This window comes from Geodermatophilus sp. SYSU D00691, from assembly GCF_054050275.1.
The window spans coordinates 1-19,539 of sequence record NZ_JBJGYZ010000042.1 but is presented as its reverse complement, the minus strand read 5'-3'; the positions used below and the strand labels follow the sequence as shown (position 1 = coordinate 19,539).

Annotated in this window: 22 protein-coding genes and 1 pseudogene; 10 read left to right on the top strand and 13 right to left on the bottom strand. The window is 74.9% G+C overall.

Translation table 11 applies throughout. The features are described 5' to 3' along the window. Nucleotides 1-14: 14 nt before the first annotated feature. Entirely contained in the window at nt 15-1,490 is a 1,476-nt protein-coding gene (gene glpK, locus ACI797_RS24020) for a glycerol kinase GlpK (protein ID WP_456862151.1), read from the bottom strand. Nucleotides 1,491-1,525: 35 nt separating this feature from the next. Here glpK and ACI797_RS24015 point away from each other — a divergent pair, with 35 nt between their 5' ends. Genes ACI797_RS24015 through ACI797_RS24005 form a run of 3 tightly spaced genes read left to right on the top strand, consistent with a single transcriptional unit; the run spans nt 1,526 to nt 3,073 of the window. Next, nucleotides 1,526-2,008, top strand: coding sequence for a polyadenylate-specific 3'-exoribonuclease AS (locus ACI797_RS24015; RefSeq protein WP_456862149.1), 483 nt, complete (start codon nt 1,526-1,528; stop codon nt 2,006-2,008). Then, nucleotides 2,005-2,499, top strand: coding sequence for an N-acetyltransferase family protein (locus tag ACI797_RS24010; RefSeq protein WP_456862147.1), 495 nt, complete (start codon nt 2,005-2,007; stop codon nt 2,497-2,499). The genes ACI797_RS24015 and ACI797_RS24010 overlap by 4 nt, the downstream gene beginning before the upstream one ends. 1 nt (nt 2,500) lies before the next feature. Further along, on the top strand, nt 2,501-3,073 hold the full coding sequence (locus tag ACI797_RS24005) for a GNAT family N-acetyltransferase (protein WP_456862145.1): 573 nt from the start codon (nt 2,501-2,503) through the stop codon (nt 3,071-3,073). A gap of 17 nt (nt 3,074-3,090) precedes the next feature. Here ACI797_RS24005 and ACI797_RS24000 read toward each other — a convergent pair whose 3' ends face one another. Further along, nucleotides 3,091-3,486 (bottom strand): PaaI family thioesterase, encoded by a 396-nt coding sequence (locus ACI797_RS24000; protein WP_456862144.1) that lies wholly within the window; start codon nt 3,484-3,486, stop codon nt 3,091-3,093. Between the two features lie 125 nt (nt 3,487-3,611). On the opposite strand from ACI797_RS24000, the gene ACI797_RS23995 reads away from it, so the two are divergent. From ACI797_RS23995 to ACI797_RS23985, 3 genes are read left to right on the top strand one after another with little or no spacing between them, the layout of a single operon-like run. After that, nucleotides 3,612-4,637 carry a 6-phosphofructokinase gene (locus ACI797_RS23995; RefSeq protein ID WP_456862142.1) on the top strand — a complete coding sequence of 342 codons (1,026 nt, stop codon included), beginning with the start codon at nt 3,612-3,614 and terminating at the stop codon, nt 4,635-4,637. 26 nt (nt 4,638-4,663) lie between these two features. Continuing rightward, the gene (locus ACI797_RS23990) at nt 4,664-6,001 is read left to right on the top strand and encodes a class II 3-deoxy-7-phosphoheptulonate synthase (RefSeq protein WP_456862140.1); all 1,338 of its coding nucleotides are present in this window, start codon (nt 4,664-4,666) and stop codon (nt 5,999-6,001) included. Beyond that, entirely contained in the window at nt 5,994-7,031 is a 1,038-nt protein-coding gene (locus ACI797_RS23985) for a threonine aldolase family protein (protein ID WP_456862138.1), read from the top strand. The genes ACI797_RS23990 and ACI797_RS23985 overlap by 8 nt, the downstream gene beginning before the upstream one ends. Before the next feature lie 8 nt (nt 7,032-7,039). On the opposite strand, the gene ACI797_RS23980 is transcribed toward ACI797_RS23985, so the two are convergent. The 7 genes from ACI797_RS23980 to ACI797_RS23950 all read right to left on the bottom strand — a co-directional run bounded on the left by ACI797_RS23980 (nt 7,040) and on the right by ACI797_RS23950 (nt 13,108). Then, on the bottom strand, nt 7,040-8,212 hold the full coding sequence (locus ACI797_RS23980; RefSeq protein WP_456862136.1) for a S8 family peptidase: 1,173 nt from the start codon (nt 8,210-8,212) through the stop codon (nt 7,040-7,042). A 148-nt stretch (nt 8,213-8,360) separates the two neighbouring features. Then, entirely contained in the window at nt 8,361-8,687 is a 327-nt protein-coding gene (locus ACI797_RS23975; RefSeq protein ID WP_456539328.1) for a GYD domain-containing protein, read from the bottom strand. 79 nt (nt 8,688-8,766) lie between these two features. Continuing rightward, on the bottom strand, nt 8,767-9,258 hold the full coding sequence (gene bfr, locus ACI797_RS23970) for a bacterioferritin (RefSeq protein ID WP_456862134.1): 492 nt from the start codon (nt 9,256-9,258) through the stop codon (nt 8,767-8,769). 38 nt (nt 9,259-9,296) lie between these two features. After that, nucleotides 9,297-9,491, bottom strand: coding sequence for a (2Fe-2S)-binding protein (locus ACI797_RS23965; protein WP_456862132.1), 195 nt, complete (start codon nt 9,489-9,491; stop codon nt 9,297-9,299). Between the two features lie 162 nt (nt 9,492-9,653). Further along, a complete protein-coding gene (locus tag ACI797_RS23960) occupies nt 9,654-10,580 on the bottom strand; it encodes a deoxyribonuclease IV (RefSeq protein WP_456862129.1) in 927 nt (308 codons plus the stop codon). A 2-nt stretch (nt 10,581-10,582) separates the two neighbouring features. Further along, complete coding sequence (pknB, locus tag ACI797_RS23955; RefSeq protein ID WP_456862127.1) at nt 10,583-12,580, bottom strand: Stk1 family PASTA domain-containing Ser/Thr kinase; 1,998 nt, start codon at nt 12,578-12,580, stop codon at nt 10,583-10,585. Between the two features lie 108 nt (nt 12,581-12,688). Continuing rightward, complete coding sequence (locus ACI797_RS23950) at nt 12,689-13,108, bottom strand: pyridoxamine 5'-phosphate oxidase family protein (RefSeq protein WP_456862125.1); 420 nt, start codon at nt 13,106-13,108, stop codon at nt 12,689-12,691. 61 nt (nt 13,109-13,169) lie between these two features. Here ACI797_RS23950 and ACI797_RS23945 point away from each other — a divergent pair, with 61 nt between their 5' ends. From ACI797_RS23945 to ACI797_RS23935, 3 genes and pseudogenes are all read left to right on the top strand, one after another. Beyond that, nucleotides 13,170-13,493: an Rv2175c family DNA-binding protein gene (locus ACI797_RS23945; RefSeq protein WP_456539322.1), complete on the top strand. Its 324-nt coding sequence runs from the start codon at nt 13,170-13,172 to the stop codon at nt 13,491-13,493. A gap of 7 nt (nt 13,494-13,500) precedes the next feature. Beyond that, entirely contained in the window at nt 13,501-13,842 is a 342-nt protein-coding gene (locus tag ACI797_RS23940) for a lycopene cyclase domain-containing protein (protein WP_456862123.1), read from the top strand. Continuing rightward, nucleotides 13,764-14,048, top strand: a pseudogene (locus ACI797_RS23935) (hypothetical protein); the annotation flags it as partial. The gene ACI797_RS23940 and the pseudogene ACI797_RS23935, both read left to right, overlap by 79 nt. On the opposite strand, the gene ACI797_RS23930 reads toward ACI797_RS23935, so the two are convergent. From ACI797_RS23930 to ACI797_RS23920, 3 genes are read right to left on the bottom strand one after another with little or no spacing between them, the layout of a single operon-like run. After that, a complete protein-coding gene (locus ACI797_RS23930; protein ID WP_456862122.1) occupies nt 14,045-14,980 on the bottom strand; it encodes a phytoene/squalene synthase family protein in 936 nt (311 codons plus the stop codon). The pseudogene ACI797_RS23935 and the gene ACI797_RS23930 sit on opposite strands and share 4 nt — an antisense overlap. Further along, nucleotides 14,977-16,458, bottom strand: coding sequence for a phytoene desaturase family protein (gene crtI / locus ACI797_RS23925; protein WP_456862120.1), 1,482 nt, complete (start codon nt 16,456-16,458; stop codon nt 14,977-14,979). The genes ACI797_RS23930 and crtI overlap by 4 nt, the downstream gene beginning before the upstream one ends. Then, nucleotides 16,455-17,648 (bottom strand): polyprenyl synthetase family protein, encoded by a 1,194-nt coding sequence (locus tag ACI797_RS23920; RefSeq protein WP_456862118.1) that lies wholly within the window; start codon nt 17,646-17,648, stop codon nt 16,455-16,457. Before ACI797_RS23920 ends, crtI begins: the two co-directional genes overlap by 4 nt. A gap of 126 nt (nt 17,649-17,774) precedes the next feature. Here ACI797_RS23920 and metF point away from each other — a divergent pair, with 126 nt between their 5' ends. Next, nucleotides 17,775-18,665, top strand: coding sequence for a methylenetetrahydrofolate reductase [NAD(P)H] (gene metF, locus ACI797_RS23915; protein WP_456862116.1), 891 nt, complete (start codon nt 17,775-17,777; stop codon nt 18,663-18,665). Here metF and ACI797_RS23910 read toward each other — a convergent pair. Next, nucleotides 18,649-19,263 (bottom strand): hypothetical protein, encoded by a 615-nt coding sequence (locus tag ACI797_RS23910; RefSeq protein ID WP_456862114.1) that lies wholly within the window; start codon nt 19,261-19,263, stop codon nt 18,649-18,651. The two genes, metF and ACI797_RS23910, sit on opposite strands and share 17 nt — an antisense overlap. Nucleotides 19,264-19,539 lie beyond the last annotated feature (276 nt).

Below are 19,539 nucleotides of genomic sequence, written 5' to 3'. Positions count from 1 at the left end.
GGCGGCCGGGGCCCTCAGCCGGCCCAGCCGCCGGCGCGGCGGACGGCGTCGCGCCAGCGGTCGTAGCGGCCGTCGTCCCGGCGGCCCGGGGTGGGCTCCCAGCGGGCGTCGAGGGTCCAGGTGGCGGCCAGCTCGTCGGTCGAGCCCCACACCCCCGTGCCCAGCCCGGCGAGGAACGCCGCCCCCAGCGCCGTGGTCTCGGCCACCACCGGCCGGCGCACCGGTACGTCCAGCTCGTCGGCCTGCAGCTGCATCAGCAGGCCGTTCCCGCTCGCGCCGCCGTCGGCCGACAGCTCGGGCACCGAGAGCCCGGCCTCGGACACCATCACGTCGACGACGTCGCGCACCTGGAACGCGATCGCCTCGAGGGTGGCCCGCACGAGGTGCGCCCGCGTCGTCCCGCGGGTGATGCCGAGGACCGCGCCACGCGCGTGCGGGTCCCAGTGCGGGGCGCCCAGGCCGGTCAGCGCCGGCACGAAGACGACGTCGCCGGAGTCGTCCACCGTGCGCGCCAGCCCCTCGGTCTCGGCGGCGGAGTCGATGAGCCCCAGCCCGTCGCGCAGCCACTGCACCGCCGCGCCGGTGACGAAGATCGACCCCTCGAGCGCGTAGACCAGCCCGTCGCCGAGGTCCCAGGCCACGGTGGTGAGCAGCCCGGCGTCCGACCGGACCGGCGTCGTCCCCGTGTTGGTGAGCACGAACGAGCCGGTGCCGTACGTGCACTTGGTGTCGCCGGGGGAGTAGCAGGCCTGCCCGAACAGCGCCGCCTGCTGGTCGCCGGCGATCCCTGCGATCGGCAGCTCCAGGCCGAGGAACGCGTCGGGGTCGGTGGTGCCGACGACGCCGGAGCTGGGCACCAGCTCGGGCAGGGCGCCCCGCGGGACGTCGAACAGCTCGCACAGCTCGTCGGACCAGCCGCCCGCCGCCAGGTCGTAGAGCAGCGTGCGGCTGGCGTTGCTCGGGTCGGTGACGTGCCGGGCCCCCCCGGTCAGCCGGGCGATCACGTAGGAGTCGACGGTGCCCAGCGCCAGCGGGCCGTTCCGGACCCCGTTCCACAGCTCCGGCTCGTGCTCGGCCAGCCAGGCGAACTTCGTGCCGGTGAAGTACGGGTCCAGGCGCAGGCCGGTCAGCGCGGCCACCCGCTCCTCGACGCCGTCGGCGCGCAGCCGGTCGCAGACCGCGCTGGTCCGCCGGTCCTGCCAGACGATCGCCGGCCGGGGCGCGCGCAGCGTGCGGCGGTCCCACACCACCGCGGTCTCCCGCTGGTCGGTGATGCCCAGGCAGGTCGGCCGCGCGTCGGTCCGCGCGAGCGCCTCGCGGCAGGCGGCGACGGTCGCCGTCCAGATGTCGTCGGGCTCGTGCTCGACCCAGCCGGGGCGGGGGAACAGCTGGGCGAACTCGCGGTACCCCTTGGCGAGCACGCCGCCGTCCTCGCCCACGACCAGCGCGGTCACCCCGGTCGTGCCTGCGTCGATGGCCAGAACGGGCATGAGCCGCAACCTAGCGCCCGCCTACGGTGGGTGCCGTGCGGCGGTTCTTCTACGACACCGAGTTCATCGAGGACGGGACGACGATCGACCTCGTCTCGATCGGCGTCGTCGACGAGACCGGTCGCGAGTTCTACGCCGTCAGCACCGAGTTCGACGACCGCAAGGCGATCCCGTGGGTGCGGCGCAACGTGCTCGACAAGCTGCCCTCGCCCGCCGATCCCGCCTGGCGCAGCCGGGAGCGCATCCGCGAGGACCTGCTCGCCTTCCTCACCGGACCGGGGGAGGAGGTCGAGCTGTGGGCCTGGTTCGCCGCCTACGACCACGTCGCCCTCGCCCAGCTGTGGGGGCCGATGACGGCGCTGCCCCGGGCGATCCCGCGGTTCACCCGCGAGCTGCGGCAGCGCTGGGACGACGTCGGGCAGCCGCCGCTGCCGCCCAAGCCCGGCGGCACGCACGACGCGCTGGTCGACGCCCGCTACAACCTGGAACGGTGGCGGGCCATGGAGCTGGCGCGGTGACCGTCCGGACCGGCGGGGTCGACGACCTGCCCGCCGTCCTCGGGCTGCTCGACGGCGCCGTCGCGTGGCTGGTCGCGCAGGGACGCACCGGGCAGTGGGGCGACCGGCCGTGGTCGGAGTCGGCGCAGCGGGTCGAGCGGACCCGCGCGCTCATCGGGGCGGGCGAGCTCCTGCTGCTCGACCGGGACGGCGCCGCGGTGGCCGCGCTGGTCCACGGGCCGCGGGCGCACGACTACGTGCCGCGCGCCGAGGAGGACGAGGACTACGTCCTGCTCCTGGTGGGCGACCCGACCGCCCGCGGGGCCGGGCGGCGGCTGCTCGACGAGGCGTGGGACCGCGCCCGGGCCCGCGGGGTCGGCCGGCAGCGGGTGGACTGCTACGGCGGGGACGACGGCAAGCTCGTGCGGTTCTACGAGTCGGCCGGCTTCACGCGGACGGCGACCTTCGAGGTGGGGGGCTGGCCGGGACAGCTCCTCGAGAGGCAGGCCTGACGTGGACGTGACCGCCGCCGAGGCCCGCACGCTGCTCGCCCGCGCCTTCGCCGACGACCCACTGATGGCGTGGTTCTTCCCCGACCCGGACTCGCGGCCGCACTGCTGCGCGGCGATGTTCGGGCTGTTCGCCGAGCAGTACCTGCGCGCCGGGCGGGTCGACGTCGTCCGCCGCCGGGCCCCGGTCGCCGTCGCCATGTGGCGGTGGCCCGGGCCCGCGCACGAGGACGACGGGCTGCCCACGCTGCCCGGCCTGATGGTGGCCCTCATGGGCGCCGAGCGGGCCGCCGGGATCGGCCGCGCCATGTCGGTCATCGGGGAGCGGCGCCCGCCCGAGCCGCACGCCTACCTGCACCTGCTCGGCGTCCACCCCGACGCGCAGGGACAGGGGCTCGGCGGCGAGGTGCTCGAGCGCGGGCTGGCCGTGGCCCGCGGGGCTGGGCTGGTCGCCTGCCTGGAGACGATGAACCCGGCCAACGTCCCCTTCTACGAGGCGCACGGCTTCGCGGTGCGGCACGAGACGCAGCTCGCCGCCGGCGGGCCGACGGTGTGGGGGATGGCCACCGCGGTGTGAGCGGTCGCGAGCGGTGCTCAGCCGCCGCCGAGCACCGCCTGGGTCTGCGTGGTCTGCGCGACCAGCCGGCCGCCGTCGTCGGTGACCTCGACGCCGACGACGATGAACGAGCGGCCCACGTGCACCGGGCGCGCGACCGCGTGCGCGGCGCCCGACCGCACGCCGCGGACCAGCGACGTCGACGACGCCACGGTGGACGTGGACGCGCCGGCCGGCAGGTTGAGGTAGGCGCACACGGCGCCCACCGAGTCGGTGAGCGTCATCAGCGCCCCGCCGTGCAGCACGCCGCCGGCCGTGCACCGCTGCGGCGACCAGGGCAGGCGGCCGGCGACCTCGTCGGGCGCGGCCCGCTCGAGCTCCACGCCGGACACCTGCGCGAAGGGCATGAGGGCCAGCAGCTCGTCGGGGCTCACCCGGGCGATCCTGCCGGATCGCGTGTGACGCCTGTGACCGGTGTCACCCACCGGTTGCGGCCGGCGTCGCGACCTGCGGCATCATGGCGCGGACAGGCCCGGCGACCTCGTGCGGAGGACGGCACATGCGGATCGGCATCCTCACCGGCGGCGGCGACTGCCCCGGCCTGAACGCGGTCATCCGGGCGGTGGTCCGCAAGGGCGTCACCGAGCACGGCGACGAGGTCGTCGGCTTCCGCGACGGCTGGCGCGGCGTGCTCGAGGCCGACACCGTGCCGATGGACCTCCCGGCGGTGCGCGGCATCCTGCCCCGCGGCGGCACGGTGCTCGGGACGTCGCGGACCAACCCCTACGGCGTGGAGGGCGGCGCCGACCGGGTGCTGGCCAACCTCGAGCGGCTGGGCATCGAGGCGCTGATCCCGATCGGCGGCGAGGACACCCTGGGGGTGGCCACGAAGCTGTCGGAGGCGGGCGTGCGCGTCGTCGGCGTCCCGAAGACCATCGACAACGACCTGGACTCGACCGACTACACCTTCGGCTTCGACACCGCCGTGGGCGTGGCCATGGAGGCCATCGACCGGTTGCACACCACCGGCGACAGCCACCACCGCACGCTGGTCGTCGAGGTGATGGGGCGGCACGCCGGCTGGATCGCGCTGCACGCCGGCATGGCCGGCGGCGCCAACGTCATCCTCATCCCCGAGCACCCCTTCGACGTCGACGCCGTCGTCGCGCACTGCCAGCACCGCTTCGCCTCCGGCTACTCGCCGATCGTCGTGGTGAGCGAGGGCGCGGCGCCCAAGGGCGGCGAGCTGACGCTGACGACGGGGCAGACCGACGCGTTCGGCCACGTCCGGCTCGGCGGCATCGGGGCGGCGCTGGCCGCGCTGCTCGAGGAGCGCACCGGCCGGGAGGCGCGGGCGGTCGTCCTCGGGCACATCCAGCGCGGTGGGACGCCGTCGGCGTTCGACCGCGTGCTCGCGACGCGCTTCGGGCTGGCCGCCGTCGACGCCGTCCACGACGGCCAGTCGGGGGTGATGGTGGCGCTGCGCGGGACCGACATCGTCCGCGTCCCGCTGACCGCCGCCACCGCGCGGCTCAAGCTCGTGCCGGTCGAGCGGTACGCCGAGGCCGAGGTCTTCTTCGGCTAGGGGCGGGCCCCCGTACCCTGGGGCGTGTGAGCCTCACCGAACCTGCTGAGCTGGTCCCCGACCTGGACCGGTGGCGGACCCTGCCCGCCGCCCAGCAGCCGACGTGGCCCGACCGCGGCGCCCTCGACTCGGTCCTGGAGACGCTGTCGACGGTGCCGCCGATCGTGGCCCCCGCCGAGGTCGACACCCTGCGCGCGCAGCTGGCCGACGTCGCCCGCGGCAAGGCGTTCCTGCTGCAGGGCGGCGACTGCGCGGAGACCTTCGACCTCAACACCGAGCCGCACCTGCAGAGCACCACCCGCACCCTGCTGCAGATGGCGATCGTGCTCACCTACGGCGCGAGCGTCCCGGTGGTGAAGGTCGGGCGGGTGGCCGGGCAGTACGCCAAGCCGCGGTCCTCCGACGTCGACGCGCTCGGCCTGCCGTCCTACCGCGGCGACATGGTCAACTCGCTGGAGCCCGTGCTCGAGAAGCGCATCCCCGACCCGCACCGGCTGGTGCGCGCGTACGCCAACTCGGCGGCGGCGATGAACATGATCCGCGCCTACGCGCGCGGCGGCCTGGCCGACCTGCACGCCGTCCACGACTGGAACAAGGACTTCGTCGCCAGCTCCCCGGCGGGCGTGCGCTACGAGGTCATCGCGCGCGAGATCGACCGCGCGCTGGCGTTCATGAAGGCCTGCGGCATCGACCACTCCGCCATGCGCTCGGTCGAGCTGTACAACAGCCACGAGGCGCTGATCCTCGACTACGAGCGGGCGCTCTCCCGCACGCACGAGGGCCGCGCCTACGACCTCTCCGCCCACTTCGTCTGGGTGGGCGAGCGCACCCGGCAGATGGACGGCGCGCACATCGAGTTCGCCTCGCGGATCGCCAACCCGATCGGCGTCAAGATCGGCCCCACGACGACGCCGGAGCAGGCGGTGGAGCTCGTCGAGCGGCTCGACCCCGAGGGCGTCCCCGGCCGGCTGACCCTGATCAGCCGCATGGGCAACGGGAAGATCCGCGACGTCCTGCCGGGCATCGTCGAGAAGGTCACCGCCAGCGGGCACCTCGTCGTCTGGCAGTGCGACCCGATGCACGGCAACACCCACGAGTCCTCGACCGGCTACAAGACCCGGCACTTCGACCGGATCGTCGACGAGGTCCTCGGCTTCTTCGACGTGCACCGGGCGTTGGGCACCTGGCCCGGCGGCATCCACGTCGAGCTGACCGGCGAGGACGTCACCGAGTGCCTCGGCGGCGCGATGGAGATCAGCGACGAGGACCTCAACAGCCGGTACGAGACCGCCTGCGACCCGCGGCTCAACACCGGGCAGTCCCTGGAGCTGGCGTTCCTGATCGCGGAGATGCTGCGTGGCTAGTCCCACCCCGACACCCCCGGCCGCTGACCTGATCGACCTCCGTTCCGACACCGTCACCCGGCCCACGGAGGCCATGCGCCGCGCCATGGCCGCCGCCGAGGTCGGCGACGACGTCTACGGCGAGGACCCGACGGTCAACGCCCTCGAGGCGCGCGTCGCCGAGCTCATGGGGCACGAGGCGGCGCTGTTCGTGCCGACCGGCACCATGGGCAACCAGATCGGCATGCGGCTGCTCGCGGAGCCCGGGCAGGAGGTGCTCTGCGACGCCGACGCGCACGTGGTCACCTACGAGCTGGGCGCGGCCGCCGCGGTCTTCGGCCTCTCCACGCGCACGGTGGTGTCGGCCGGCGGCCGGCTCGACGCGCGGGCGCTGGTCGAGCAGGTGCGGCCGCGCGGCGACCCGTACCTGACGCCCACCGCGGCGATCGCGGTGGAGAACACGCACAACCGCGGCGGCGGGCTGGTGCAGCCGCTCGACCAGCTGCAGGCGCTGTGGGACTGGTCCCGGGAGACCGGGGTGGGCGTCCACCTCGACGGCGCGCGGCTGTTCAACGCCGCCGTCGCGTCGGGGACCGAGCTGGCCACCTACGGCCGGCTCGCCGACACCGCGTCGGTCTGCCTGTCCAAGGGCCTCGGTGCGCCGGTCGGGTCGGTGCTGGTCGCCTCGGCGGAGCGGATCGCCGCCGCCCGCATCTGGCGCAAGCGGCTCGGCGGCGGGATGCGGCAGGTCGGCGTCCTCGCCGCAGCCGGGCTGCACGCCCTCGACCACCACCTCGACCGGCTGGCCGAGGACCACGAGCACGCGCAGCTGCTGGCCAAGCGGCTGGGCGTCGACCCGGCCGGCGTCGAGACCAACATGGTGGTGCTGGACGACGTCCCGGCGCCGATGGTGGCCGAGGCCGCCAAGGCGCAGGGCGTGCTGGTCAGCCAGGTGAGCGCCCGTCGGCTGCGGCTGGTCACCCACCTGGACGTCGACCGGGCGGCCGTGGACCGCGCGGCCGACGTCCTGGCGTCGCTGCTGGAGCGCTGAGCCCCGCCTCAGTAGGTGGTGAACAGCAGGTCGTTGTTCGCGGTGCGGTTGGTCGAGACCTTGTTCTTCGTGGTCAGGCCCTTGATGGCCGTGGCCACCGCCGCCGGGCTCGCCGTCGGGTTGCGCTGGAGGTGGAGCGCCGCCACGCCGGCCACGTGCGGGGTCGCCATCGACGTCCCGTTGATCGTGCTGGTGGCCGACGGGCCGGTGGACCAGGCGCTGGTGATGCCCACCCCGGGCGCGAACAGGTCGACGCAGTTCCCGTAGTTGCTGAAGGACGCCGGTCGGTCGGTCCGGTCGCTCGCCCCGACCGTGAGGGCGCCGGCGACCCGGGCGGGGGAGGACTTGCAGGCGTCCTGCGGGACGCCCATCGCGTTGCCGTTGCCGGCCGCCACCGCGTAGGTGACCCCGTCGGCGATGGAGCCGGCCACCGCGGAGTCCAGCGCGCTGCTGACGCCGCCGCCGAGGCTCATGTTGGCCACCGCGGGCAGGCCGGTCTCGTGCTGGGCGGTCACCCAGTCCACCCCGGCGATGACGCCGGAGATGCTGCCGTTCCCGGCGCAGTCGAGCACGCGGACGCCGACCAGGGTGACGCCGTCGGCCACGCCGTACGTGGCCCCGCCGATCGTGCCCGCGACGTGCGTGCCGTGGCCGTTGCAGTCGGTGGCGTCGGCGTCGCCGTCCACGAAGTCGTGCCCGGACAAGGCCCGACCGCCGAACTCGGTGTGGCCGAGCAGGATGCCGGTGTCGATGACGTAGGCGGTGACGCCGGAGCCGCTGGCCTCGGTCGTGTAGGTGCTGTTCAACGGCAGGTGCCGCTGGTCGATGCGGTCCAGGCCCCAGGTGGCACCGGACTGCGAGGCGGCGACCTGGACCGGCAGGTCCGCCTCCACCGCGGTCACACCGGGCAGCTGCCGGAGCCGGTCGGCCAGCCCCGGCGGGAGGGTGACGGCGAAGCCGTCGAGCGCCGTCGAGTACACGTGCTCGATCCGCCCGCCGATCGCGCGGGCGCGCTCGGCGACGGCGGCGGCCGGGCTGCCGTCCTCCAGCGTCACGATGTAGGACTGGAGACCGGGGGCGACCGGGGCGACCGGGGCGGCCGCCGCGGGTGCGGCGGTGAGGCCGAGCCCGGTGGCGGTCAGCGCCGCGGTGGCAGCGGCGAGGAAGCGGCGGGAGTGCACGGGGGTCTCGTCTCGGGTAGCGGCACACCCCGGCGGCGTGCGCGGCCCCGGCAGTCAACCGAGGCGATCCGGCCACCTGAAGTCACCACGCCGCTGCGCCGTGTAGCTACCCGGGGGTACACGGGCGCGCCGCAGGGGTCGGGGCGGGCTACGCCCCGGGTGGCCGGTAGCCGACCTGCGCGGCCCGGCGGAGGGCCTCGAGCGTCTCGTCCACGCTGAGCAGGACCGTGGTCTCCATCCCGTGCAGCGCCCCGCCGCTGCTCAGGGCGATGGCGACGCTCGCCATCGACACGTCGTCCGGCGCTTCCCAGAGCGTGTAGCCGTCGTGGCTGCCGAAGGCGTACCAGAACCCGTGCAGGCTGCCCCCGACCGATTCGATGTACGTGCGAGCCGCCTCGCGCCGGTCCTCCGGGTTCGCCACCAGCCGTGCCCAGGTCTGCGGGGTGTAGCTGAACCTCGTCAGGTAGAGCGTCATCGTCGCCGTCCCCCGTCCGTGAGGTGAGGCGGCGCAGCCTAGCCCCGCCCGAGGACCTCGGGCAGGACGGAGCACGCGGTCAGTCGGTGGCCCCGGTGGTCGGCTGCTCGATCTGCCCGGCGAGGTAGAGCTGCTCGCCGAGGGTGTCCATGAGGTGCAGCTGCGTCTCGAGGTAGTCGATGTGGTGCTCCTCGTCCTCGAGGATGTCCTCGAACAGCCGCTTGGTGGTGCGGTCGCCGACCTGCTCGCAGTAGGCGATCGCCGGCCGCAGGCGCTCGACCACCTCGAGCTCGATCGCCATGTCCGACTCGAACTGCTCGCGCACGCTCTGCCCGATGCGCAGGGCGAACAGCTTCTGGTAGTTGGGCAGGCCCTCGAGGAAGAGGATGCGGTCGGTGAGCCGCTCCGCGTGGGTCATCTCCTCGATGGACTCCTTGCGGGTGTACTCGGCGAGCTTGTTGTAGCCCCAGTTCTCCTGCATCTTCGCGTGCAGGAAGTACTGGTTGATGGCGGTCAGCTCGCTGGTGAGCTGCTCGTTGAGCATCTCGATCACGCGGGCGTCACCCTGCATGAGGTCCTCCTCGGCTCGGTTGCGCCGAGGCTATCGGCTCACGCGACGGCGGGGACGTCCAGCCCGTGCATGGGGTCGGCCGCGCGCAGCCGGTCGCAGATGCGGTCCAGGCAGCTGCCGCACCCCGTGCCGGCGTCGCAGGCGTCGCCGACCTCTTCCTCGGTGCGCGCGCCCTCGGCGATCACCTCGGCCAGCCGCGTCTCGCTGACGGCGTAGCAGATGCAGACGTACACGCGGCACTCCGGTGTGCGGGGAAGCAAAGGCTCGCCTAAGTTAGCCGACCCTTACCCCCGCTGCCAAGTGTCGCAGGTCAGCGGGGGATCCGACCGCCTCAGCGTCCCGTCGCGGGGCGCCGCGCGCTGCACCGATCCGGACGTCCCGCGTGACCGATGCGGTCAGGCGGCGGCGGGGGAGTCCTCGGCCGGGGCGTCCCGCAGCGAGCACAGCAGCGCGATGTCGCGGGCGTGACCGGCCCACGGCGACCCGTCGAGCTCGCTGGGGGTCTCCACGACGACCGGGACGCCGGACGTCGAGGGGTGGGCGAGCAGCTCCCGGAAGGGGCCGACGCCGTGGTCGCCGCCCGAGATGGTGCCCGCCCCGATCGTGGTGTGCCGGTCCCGCTTGGAGCCGCACTCGTCGAGGGAGTCGTTGGCGTGCACGAGGGCGAGCCGGCCGGGGCCCACGGTCGCCTCCAGCGCGTCCAGCGTCGCGGTCATCCCGCCCGGGAGCGCCAGGTCGTGCCCGGCCGCCCAGGCGTGGCAGGTGTCGAAGCAGACCCCGACCAGCGGGTGGCCCTCGAGCGCCTCCAGGTACGGGCCGAGGTCCTCCACGGTGGCCGCCAGCGACCGCCCGCCGCCTGCGGTGGGCTCGACCAGCAGCCGCGGGCCGTCGTCGGGCAGCGCCTCGAGCACCGGCAGCAGCCGCTCGTGCAGCTGCCGCAGCGCTGCCTCGTAGCGGTCCTCGCCGACAGCGGAGCCGGCGTGCACCACGACGCCGCGGCAGCCCAGCTGGGCCCCGCGCAGCAGGTTGTGCCGGATCGTCGCGATCGACTGCTCGACGGTGGCCTCGGTCGGGGAACCGACGTTCACCAGGTACGGCGTGTGGATGAACGACGGCACGCCGCGCTCGGCGCACCCCGCGGTGAAGGCGGCGTCCTGCTGGGGGTTCCCCGGCGTCAGCCTCCAGCCGCGCGGGTTGCCGACGAACACCTGGACGGCGCGCGCGCCGACGGCGTCGGTGTAGGCGAGCCCGCCCTTGGCCAGGCCCCCCTTGATCTGGATCTGCGCGCCGATCGGCGGCGCGGTCCTGCCGTGGTCGTGCACCGCTACCCGAAGCTCACACCGAGCTGCACGGTCGTGCCCTCGTCGACGACCTCGCCGGGGCGGGGGCTCTGCTGGTAGACGCGGTCGCCGGCGATGAAGGTGCTCACCTTCACCTTCAGCCCGACGCCCTCGAGGATCGCGGTGGCCTCGGCCGCGTCCTTGCCGCGGACGTCGGGCACCTCCACCCGCGGCACGCCGGCGGAGACCTGGATCGTCACGGTGCTGCCGTAGGGCGCCGGCCCGGCCGCGGGGTCGGGGGTGACCGCCATGACCTGGCCGGGTGCGACGTCGCGGCTGCGGCCGTCGTCGGCGCGCTCGACGGTGAAGCCGAGCTGCTCGAGGGTCGCGGTGGCCGCCTCGGGGGTCGAGCCGATCACGTCCGGGATCTCGACCGGCGCACGGCCCAGGCTGACGTAGACGGTGACCAGCTGGCCGCGGGGGAGCGGCGTGCCGGGCGCGGGGTCGAACCGGGTGACCAGGCCCTCGGCGACCTCGTCGTCGTACTCCTGCTCGACGGTCACCTGCAGCGCCGGCTGCTCCTGCAGCGCCGCCACGACGGCGTCCTCGGGCTGGCCCACCAGGGCCGCGTCGACGAAGAACCGCTCCGGGCCCTTGCTGACGACCAGACGGACGTCGGTGCCGCGGATCGCCTCGCCGCCGGCCGGGTCGGCGGCGATGACGACGCCCGCCGCGACGTCCTCGCTCCACCGCTCCTCGCAGCAGTCGGGGTCGAGCCCGGCCTCCTGCAGCAGGCCGATGGCGGTGTCCTGCGGCCGGCCCACCAGGTCGGGCACCGTCGTCCACCGCCCGGAACCCAGCCACCAGCCGACGGCGCCGATGGTGACGGCGAGCAGGAGCACGATCGCCACGACCAGCCGCGCCCGCCGCCGGCGGATGTGGTCGGGGACGCCCGGCCGGGGGCGCACCGGCGGGCGCTGGCCGACCACGTTCTGCGTCGGGCCGGCGCCGAGCACGCTGGTGCGGCTGCCGCCGTGCCGCGGGGTGTTCAGCACCTCGGTGCCCGGGCGGATGTCGCGCGTGCCCGGGTCGCTGGGGTGCCGCGGGCGGGTGGAGTGCGAGCGGTTGGTGGGCCGCAGCGTGTCGGGGCGGGCCGAGCTGCGCCCGGTGGGCACCGGCACCCGCTCGATGCCGAGGTCGTCGCGCAGGTCGGCCAGCTCGGCGAGGAAGGCCCCGGCGTCGAGCGGTCGGGCGGCCGGGTCGCGGCGGGTGACCCGGGCGACGAGGTCGTCGACCTGCCAGGCGATGCCCGGGACCTCCTCGGAGGGGACCGGCATGTCGTGGTGGACGTGCTGGTAGGCCACCGCGAGCGGGGTGTCGCCGCCGTAGGGCGGGTGGCCGGTGAGCATCTCGTAGAGGACGACGCCGGCGGCGTAGACGTCGCTGCGGGCGTCGGCCTTGCCGCGCTCGAGCTGCTCGGGGGAGAGGTAGGCGACCGTGCCGATGAGCACGCCCCCGGTGGCGCTGGTCTGCCCGGTGCCGGCGACGGCGCGGGCCAGGCCGAAGTCGGCCACCTTGACCACGCCGTCGACGCCGATGAGCACGTTCTCGGGCTTGATGTCGCGGTGCACGATGCCGGCCCGGTGGGCGGCGGTGAGCCCGGCGAGCACCGGCTCGAGGACGGCGAAGGCCTCGGCCACGGTGAGCCGGCCGCGCGCCTGCAGCAGGTCGCGCAGCGTACGGCCGCGCACCAGCTCCATGACCAGGTAGACCATCCCGCGGTCGCTGCCCTGGTCGCTGACCGAGACCACGTTGGTGTGGCTGAGCATGGCCGCGGCGCGGGCCTCGCGGATGAACCGGTCGACGAACGTTGGGTCGTGCACCAGGTGGTCGGCCATGATCTTGACCGCGACCGTGCGGTGCAGCCGCAGGTCGGTGGCCGAGTAGACGGTCGACATGCCGCCGCGCGCGACGCGCTCCTCGAGGCGGTAGCGCCCCTCGAGGACGACCCCCACCACGGGATCGGTCACGACGGTGTCCACTCCAGCGAGTGTAGGAGCGTCGGGGGCCCTTCCCGGCGAACCACGCGGTGGGCGGGGTCGCCGGGGCGGCTGTGACGAATGGGTGGCCCCCTGCCCGGGGGGCGGTCGTCACCCCAGGTCGGCGGACAGCCAGTGCTCGGGCTCAAGCTCGACGACCACCTGCTCGCCGTGGTCGGCCAGGGAGGACGAGACGTAGCCCTCGACCGCCTCGGGTGGCAGGTAGCGGCGGGCCATCGCCCGCACGTCGTCCTCGGTGGCCGGCCGGGTCGCCGCGACCGGGCCCTCGACCGACACGTAGCGGACCGACGGGGCGACCCGGTGCACCAGCATGCTGAACCGGCCGGCCGCCGCGATCCGCCGCGCCTTGCGCGACCGGGCCGGGGTCACGATGCGCAGCCGCCCGCCGGGCTCGTAGCCGTACCAGATCGGCACGGTCAGCGGACCTCGCCCGTCGCCGTCGGCGACCGACAGCGCGGCGACGTGCGGCTCGGCCAGGAACTGCTCGCGGTCGTCGGGGAGGAGGGCCATGTCGCCGACGCTAGGGCGGACGGCCGACGATCCCGCGGCGGTCCTGAATAAGCTCGGCGCCATGGAGACGCTCACCCCGCAGGAGGTCGCCCAGACCCTCGGGGTCTCGCCCAACCGCGTCCGCCAGCTCATCCGCGACGGCAAGCTGATGGCGGTCCCCGGCAGCGGCAACAGCCGGATCCCCGCCGACTTCCTCAAGGAGGGGGCGGTCCTCAAGCACCTGCCCGGCCTGCTCACCGTGCTGCGCGACGGCGGGTTCAGCGACCAGGAGGCCTTCGAGTGGCTCTTCCGGGCCGACGACTCCCTGCCCGGCACGCCGGTCGAGGCGTTGCGCGGCGACCGGCACACCGAGGTTACCCGCCGCGCCCAGGCGCTGGCGCTGTAGCGCCCGCATGGGGCACCTGACCTACCTCGCGCTGCTGGCCGGGTGCCTGCTGGTGACCGCGCCGCTCGAGGTCTTCCTGCGCACCCGCGTCTACGCCCGCTGGCGGCGGCTGCTGGTTGCGCTGGCGCCCGGGTTCGTCGTCTTCGTCGCCTGGGTGCTGTACGCGATCGCGCAGGGGCACTGGGACTACAGCGACGCGCGCACCCTCGGCGTCCGGCTACCCGGCGGGATCCCGGTCGAGGAGGTCCTGTTCTTCGTCGTCGTCCCGGTGTGCGCCGTCCTGGCGCTGGAGGCGGTGCGCCGGGTGACGCGGTGGGACGCCGGCTACCCCGCCGAGGACGAGTCGTGAGCTACTCCGCGCTCGCCGTGGTCGCCGTCGTCGCCGTCCTGGTCGTCGACCTGGCCGTGCTGCGCACCCGGATGGTGACCCGCAGGGTCTTCTGGGTCGCCTACGCGATCATCCTGTTCTTCCAGCTGGTGATGAACGGCGTGCTCACCGGCCTGGACGTGGTCGTCTACGACCCGGGCTCGATCTGGGGGCCGCGGATCGCCTACGCGCCGGTGGAGGACCTGCTGTTCGGGTTTGCGCTGGTCGTGCTCACCCTGGCCAGCTGGGCGGCGGTCAACCGGCGGGCCAACACCGCCAGGCGGCGCGGCTTCGACACCCGCACCCGGCGGTCGAGCACCCGGTAGCCCGCCTTCTCGATCTCGGTGAGGATGCCGCCGTACAGGTCGGTCGCCGCGCGCACGCAGTCCCGCGATTCGCGGGCGAGCATCGGCGTCCCGGGAGCGGCGTCGTCGTAGCGGCGCCGGACGATCGCGACCATCTCCCGCACGAGCGCCTCGAACCGCGCGTCGTGGCGCTTCTCGGCCAGCTGCTCGCGGGTGACGCCGTGCGCGGCCATGAGGTCCGCGGGCAGGTACACGCGGCCGCGGTCGACGTCCTCGCCGACGTCGCGCAGGAAGTTGGTCAGCTGGAACGCCTCGCCCAGCGCGATCGCGTGCGGCGCGGCCTCCTCCCGGGTCACCCCCGGCGCGGTGCCCAGCACCGGCAGCACCATGAGCCCGATGACCGCCGCCGAACCCCACATGTAGCGGTCCAGCGCGTCGAGGTCGGCGTAGCCGGCGACGGTCAGGTCGCTCGTCATCGCGGCCAGGAAGTCGACCAGGTGGTCGACGTCGATGGCGTACCGGCGGTAGGTGTGCACCAGCGCCAGGCGGACCGGGTCGTCGGACCAGCCCGTCTCCAGCTCGGCCAGGGCGGCGCGGGACCAGTCGGCGAGGTCGCCGGCCGGGTCGGCACCGGGGACGTCGACCAGGTCGTCGGCGGTGCGCGCGGCGGCGTAGAGCGCGTGCACCGCCGGCCGCCGGTCGGGCGTGAGCAGGCGGGTCGCCAGGTGGTAGCTCTTGCCGTGCCGGGCGGCGATCGCCGCGCAGTGCCGGTAGGCGGCGTCGAGCTGAACCTGCCGGTCGGCGACCGCGGTCATCCGGTGATCCTCTCGGCGGCCAGCCGGCCGCTCATCAGCACCATGGGCACGCCGACGCCGGGCTGCACCGACGACCCGGCCAGGACGACGTTCTCCGGTCCGGACCGCGGCAGCGTGGACGGGCGGAACGGCCCCGTCTGGCCGAAGGTGTGCGCCAGCGCGAACGGGGTGCCGGCGGCCATCCCCTGCGCGGCCCAGTCCCGCGGCGTCGCGAGCTCCTCGACCTCGACGGCGCCGGAGATGCCGGTCCACCCGCGGGCCTCCAGCGTGGCCAGCAGCTCGTCGCGGTAGCGGGGGGCGAGCGCCGGCCAGTCGATCGACGGGTTGCCGCCGCTGCGCGGGTCGAGGTTCGGCGTCGGGGCGACGACGCTGAGCACCTGCCCGCCCGTCGGAGCCAGCGAGCGGTCGGTCGCCGACGGCATGCTGACCAGCAGGCTCGGGTCGCTCATCGGGCGCCCCTCGACCGTGAGCTCGCGGAAGACCTGCTCCCACGCGGCGCCGAAGCTGATCGTGTGGTGTGCCTGGCCGGGCAGCCCCGCCCGCACCCCGAGGTGCAGCGCGACGCAGGACGGCGAGTACACCGGCCGGCGGGGACCGCGCAGGCCGGGCACCAGCCGGGCGGGCGCGTCGGCGGTGACGACGACGGCGTCGGCCGGCAGCAGCTCGCCGTCCGCCAGCCGCGCGCCGGTGACCCGCCGTCCGGACGTCGGCAGCTCGCGGACCGCCGTCCCGTACCGGAACACCACCCCGGCGTCGGCGGCGGCGTCGGCCAGCGCCCGGGGGACGGCGCCGATGCCGCCCACCGGGTGCCAGACGCCGGCGCCGATGTCGAGCTGCGCGATGACGGCGTAGGCGGCGATCGCGCGGAACGGGGAGACGCCGGCGTAGAGCGCCTGGAAGCTGAACAGCCGGCGCAGCCGGTCGTCGGCGAAGCGGCCCGCGACGTGGTTCGACAGCCGGCGGAAGCCGCCCCGTCGGACGAGGGTCAGCAGCTCCGGCCCGAGCAGGTCGAGCGGGGAGTCGAGGTTGCGGTCGATGAAGGTGGTGAGCTGCAGGCGGTAGAGCTCGGCCAGCTCGCCGAGGTAGCGGCGCAGGGCCGCGGCCTCGGCCGATCCGCACAGCGCCTCGACGGCGGCGGCGAACCGGTCGGGGTCGGCGGGCACGTCGAGGTGCGAGCCGTCGGCGAACTGCGCGCGGTAGGTCGTCTCGAGCGGGACGAGCTGCAGCCGGTCGGCGAGCTTGTCGCCGACCGCCGCCAGGGTGTCCTCGAGCACCTCGGGCGCGGTGAACACCGACGGTCCGGTGTCGAGCGTGTACCCGCCGCGGGTCACCACCCCGGCCCGGCCGCCCGGGCCGGGACCGCGCTCGACGACGGTGACCTCGCGGCCGGCACCGCGCAGCCGCAGCGCGGTGGCCAGGCCGGCCAGACCCGCGCCGACGACGACGACGCGGTCGGTGCGACCGGGGACCGTCCTCACGCGGTGCGGGAGGTGGCCGCGACGGCGAGCGCGTCGAGCGCGGCCCGGGCGTCCTCCGCGATGGGGGCCGCGGCGATGGCGGCGCGGGCCTGCGCGGTGCGCTCGGCGATCCGCTCCTCGACCCGCTCCCGCGCGCCGGTGGCGTCGATCAGGTGGCGCAGCGCGTCGAACTGGTCGGGGCCGGCGTCGGGGTTGCCCAGGGACTCGCGCAGCAGCGTGCGCCCGGTCTCGTCGGCCTCCAGCTCGGCGAGGGCGACGAGCAGGGTCTGCTTGCCCTCGCGGAGGTCGTCGTCGGCCGACTTGCCGGTGACGGCGGGGTCGCCGAACACCCCCAGGACGTCGTCGCGCAGCTGGAACGCCTCGCCCAGCGGCAGGCCGATGGCGGTGTAGGCCTCGAACACCCGCGGGCCGGCGCCGGCGATCGCCGCGCCGAGCTGCAGCGGCCGCTGCACGGTGTAGCCGGCGCTCTTGTACCGGGCGACGGTCAGCGCGCCGTCCGGCCCGGGCAGCCCGCCGGCGGCGCGCAGCAGGTCGAGGTACTGGCCGGCGGTCACCTCCGTGCGCATGGTGTCCCAGACGCCGCGGGCGCGGGTGAGCGCGGTGGCGGTGATGCCGGAGCAGCGCAGCAGCTCGTCGGACCAGACCAGGGCGAGGTCGCCGACCAGGATCGCCGCGCCCACGCCGAAGGTGCCGGCGTCGCCGTCGAGCCGCTCGTCGCCGTGCCGGGTGGCGAAGCCGAGGTGGGTGGACGGCCGGCCGCGGCGGGTGCTCGCGCCGTCCATGACGTCGTCGTGCACCAGGGCGCTGACGTGCACGAACTCCAGCGCGGCGACCGCGCGCAGCACCGCGTCGTCGTCCTCCACCGGGCCCCCGGCCTCGGGTGCGGCGCCCCGCCAGCCCCAGTACGCGAACGCCGGCCGCAGCCGCTTGCCGCCGCGGGCGAGGGCGCACACCTCCTCGGTGACCGCGCCGAGCGAGGGGTCCATGCCGGCGAGGGTGCGGCGCTGCCGGTCGAGGAACACCTCGAGCGCCTCCCACACGCGGGCGCGCAGCCGGTCGAGGTCGACGGCGGCCAGCCGGTCCGGTGCGTCGAGGTCCTGGGTCCCGGCGGTCACGTGATCAGTATTGCCCGATCCGGTGGGGCGCCACTCCTCCAGCACCAGGGGGCGGGTCCTGCCGTCGATGGTCACGGGCGTCTCCTCGGGTGGCTGCGGGCGCGGCGAGACCTCTTCGGCGCGGCGGCCGCCTCCGGATGCACCCGGCGGCCGTGTTTCTCACACCGACTCCCCGGTTCCGGGTACGTACTCTCGTCCTCCGTGACCACGACCATCCGCGAGCTGCTCGCCCAGGGGCGCCCGACGTGGTCGTTCGAGTTCTTCCCGCCGAAGACCGCGGAGGCCGAGCGCCAGCTGTGGACGGCGCTGCGCGAGCTCGAGCGGCTCCAGCCGTCTTTCGTGTCGGTGACCTACGGCGCCGGCGGCACCACCCGCGAGGGCACCGTCGCCGTCACCGAGCGGATCGCGACCGAGACGACGATGACCCCGCTGGCCCACCTGACCGCGGTCGACCACAGCGTCGCCGAGCTGCGGCACGTGGTGAGCCGGCTGGCGGCCGTGGGCGTGCGGAACCTGCTCGCGCTGCGCGGCGACCCGCCCGGCGCCGACCCGCAGGCCGAGTGGATCGCGCACCCGGAGGGCTTCAGCTACGCCGCCGAGCTGGTCGAGCTGATCCGGTCGATGGGCGACTTCAGCGTGGGCGTGGCCGCCTTCCCCGAGCGGCACCCGCGGTCGCCGGACTTCGACACCGACGCCGACATGTTCGTGGCCAAGTGCCGCGCCGGCGCCGACTTCGCCATCACCCAGATGTTCTTCCGCGCCGAGGACTACCTGCGGCTGCGCGACCGGGTGGTCGCCCGGGGCTGCGACGTCCCGATCATCGCCGGCGTCATGCCGGTGACCAACGTCAAGATGATCAACCGGATCGTCCAGCTGTCGGGTCAGGCGTTCCCGGCGGACCTCGCGGAGCGGTTCGCCGCCCTGGACGGCGACCCAGCCGCGGTGCGGGCGTTCGGCGTGGACGTGGCGACGGACCTGGTGCGGACCCTGCTCGACGAGGGCGTGCCCGGCATCCACTTCATCACCATGAACCGCTCCACGGCGACGCGGGAGATCTACGCCAACCTGGCGGAGCTCACCCCGGCGCCGTGACGGTCAGCGCCTCGCGGGCCAGCCGCGCAGCGCGCCGCAGCCCCTCCCGCTCCGCCGCGTAGCCGCCGAAGACGCCGACGACCGGCAGGTTGGCCAGCGCCCGGTGGTGCAGCCGGCCCTTCGGCCGCGCGTCGAGCGACTCGTCGATGCGGCCGAGCATCCGGGAGAGCCGCCACACGGTGCGCACCGGCCCGCGCTTGGCGCCGAGCGCCTCCTCGCGGTAGGTGCCGCTCGCGTGGGTCATGAGCGGGCGGACCTTCTCGGCCGGCAGCTTGCGGTCGAGCAGCACCCGGGCGAGCAGGGCGACCCGTTCGGCGGGGTCGGTCACCTGGTGCTCGCCGGCCACGCCGAGGACGACGATCGACTGGACGGCGGTCCCGACGGTGTTCTGCAGGGGGAGCAGGTCGGCGAGCTTGCCGGCGAAGCGCGGGGCGGCCGACACCACCGCGGCGATCCGCGAGACCTGCTCGGCCCACCAGTCGTCGCGCTGCTCCAAGGGGAGGGCCGGTGGGCGGCCGAGCCGGCGCACCAGCGGGGTGGCCAGCCGGTCGACCCGGCGCAGCACGTCGACGATCACCGCATCGCTGATCGGAGCCATGGGGAAGCGGTGCCCCGTGTCGCGGGGAGTCACGCGTGGCGATCCCCACGGGAGGCGCTCCGGTGACCGTTGCCGGCGCTGGTCAAGGGGTCGCGTGTCCTTGTGGACAAGCCGCTGGCCTGGGGATTCAGGAGGCGCCGCGGCCGGTTCGGCGGTAGACTTCGAACACCTGATCGAGCTGGTGAGGAGGTGTTCCGGTGGACGAGGTGGCCTCGGCGCTGGACGCGCTCGCCGGCGAGGATCTGCACGCGCTGCCCGCCGAGGACCTGCTGGACC

Excerpts from the sequence above, each read along its gene's own strand:
- glpK (WP_456862151.1), bottom strand. The coding sequence starts at position 1,490 with ATGCCCGTTCTGGCCATCGACGCAGGCACGACCGGGGTGACCGCGCTG.
- ACI797_RS23995 (WP_456862142.1), top strand. The coding sequence starts at position 3,612 with ATGCGGATCGGCATCCTCACCGGCGGCGGCGACTGCCCCGGCCTGAAC.
- ACI797_RS23975 (WP_456539328.1), bottom strand. The coding sequence starts at position 8,687 with ATGACGCTCTACCTGACGAGGTTCAGCTACACCCCGCAGACCTGGGCA.
- bfr (WP_456862134.1), bottom strand. The coding sequence starts at position 9,258 with ATGCAGGGTGACGCCCGCGTGATCGAGATGCTCAACGAGCAGCTCACC.
- ACI797_RS23950 (WP_456862125.1), bottom strand. The coding sequence starts at position 13,108 with ATGGCCCTCCTCCCCGACGACCGCGAGCAGTTCCTGGCCGAGCCGCAC.
- ACI797_RS23945 (WP_456539322.1), top strand. The coding sequence starts at position 13,170 with ATGGAGACGCTCACCCCGCAGGAGGTCGCCCAGACCCTCGGGGTCTCG.
- ACI797_RS23940 (WP_456862123.1), top strand. The coding sequence starts at position 13,501 with ATGGGGCACCTGACCTACCTCGCGCTGCTGGCCGGGTGCCTGCTGGTG.
- ACI797_RS23930 (WP_456862122.1), bottom strand. The coding sequence starts at position 14,980 with ATGACCGCGGTCGCCGACCGGCAGGTTCAGCTCGACGCCGCCTACCGG.
- ACI797_RS23910 (WP_456862114.1), bottom strand. The coding sequence starts at position 19,263 with ATGGCTCCGATCAGCGATGCGGTGATCGTCGACGTGCTGCGCCGGGTC.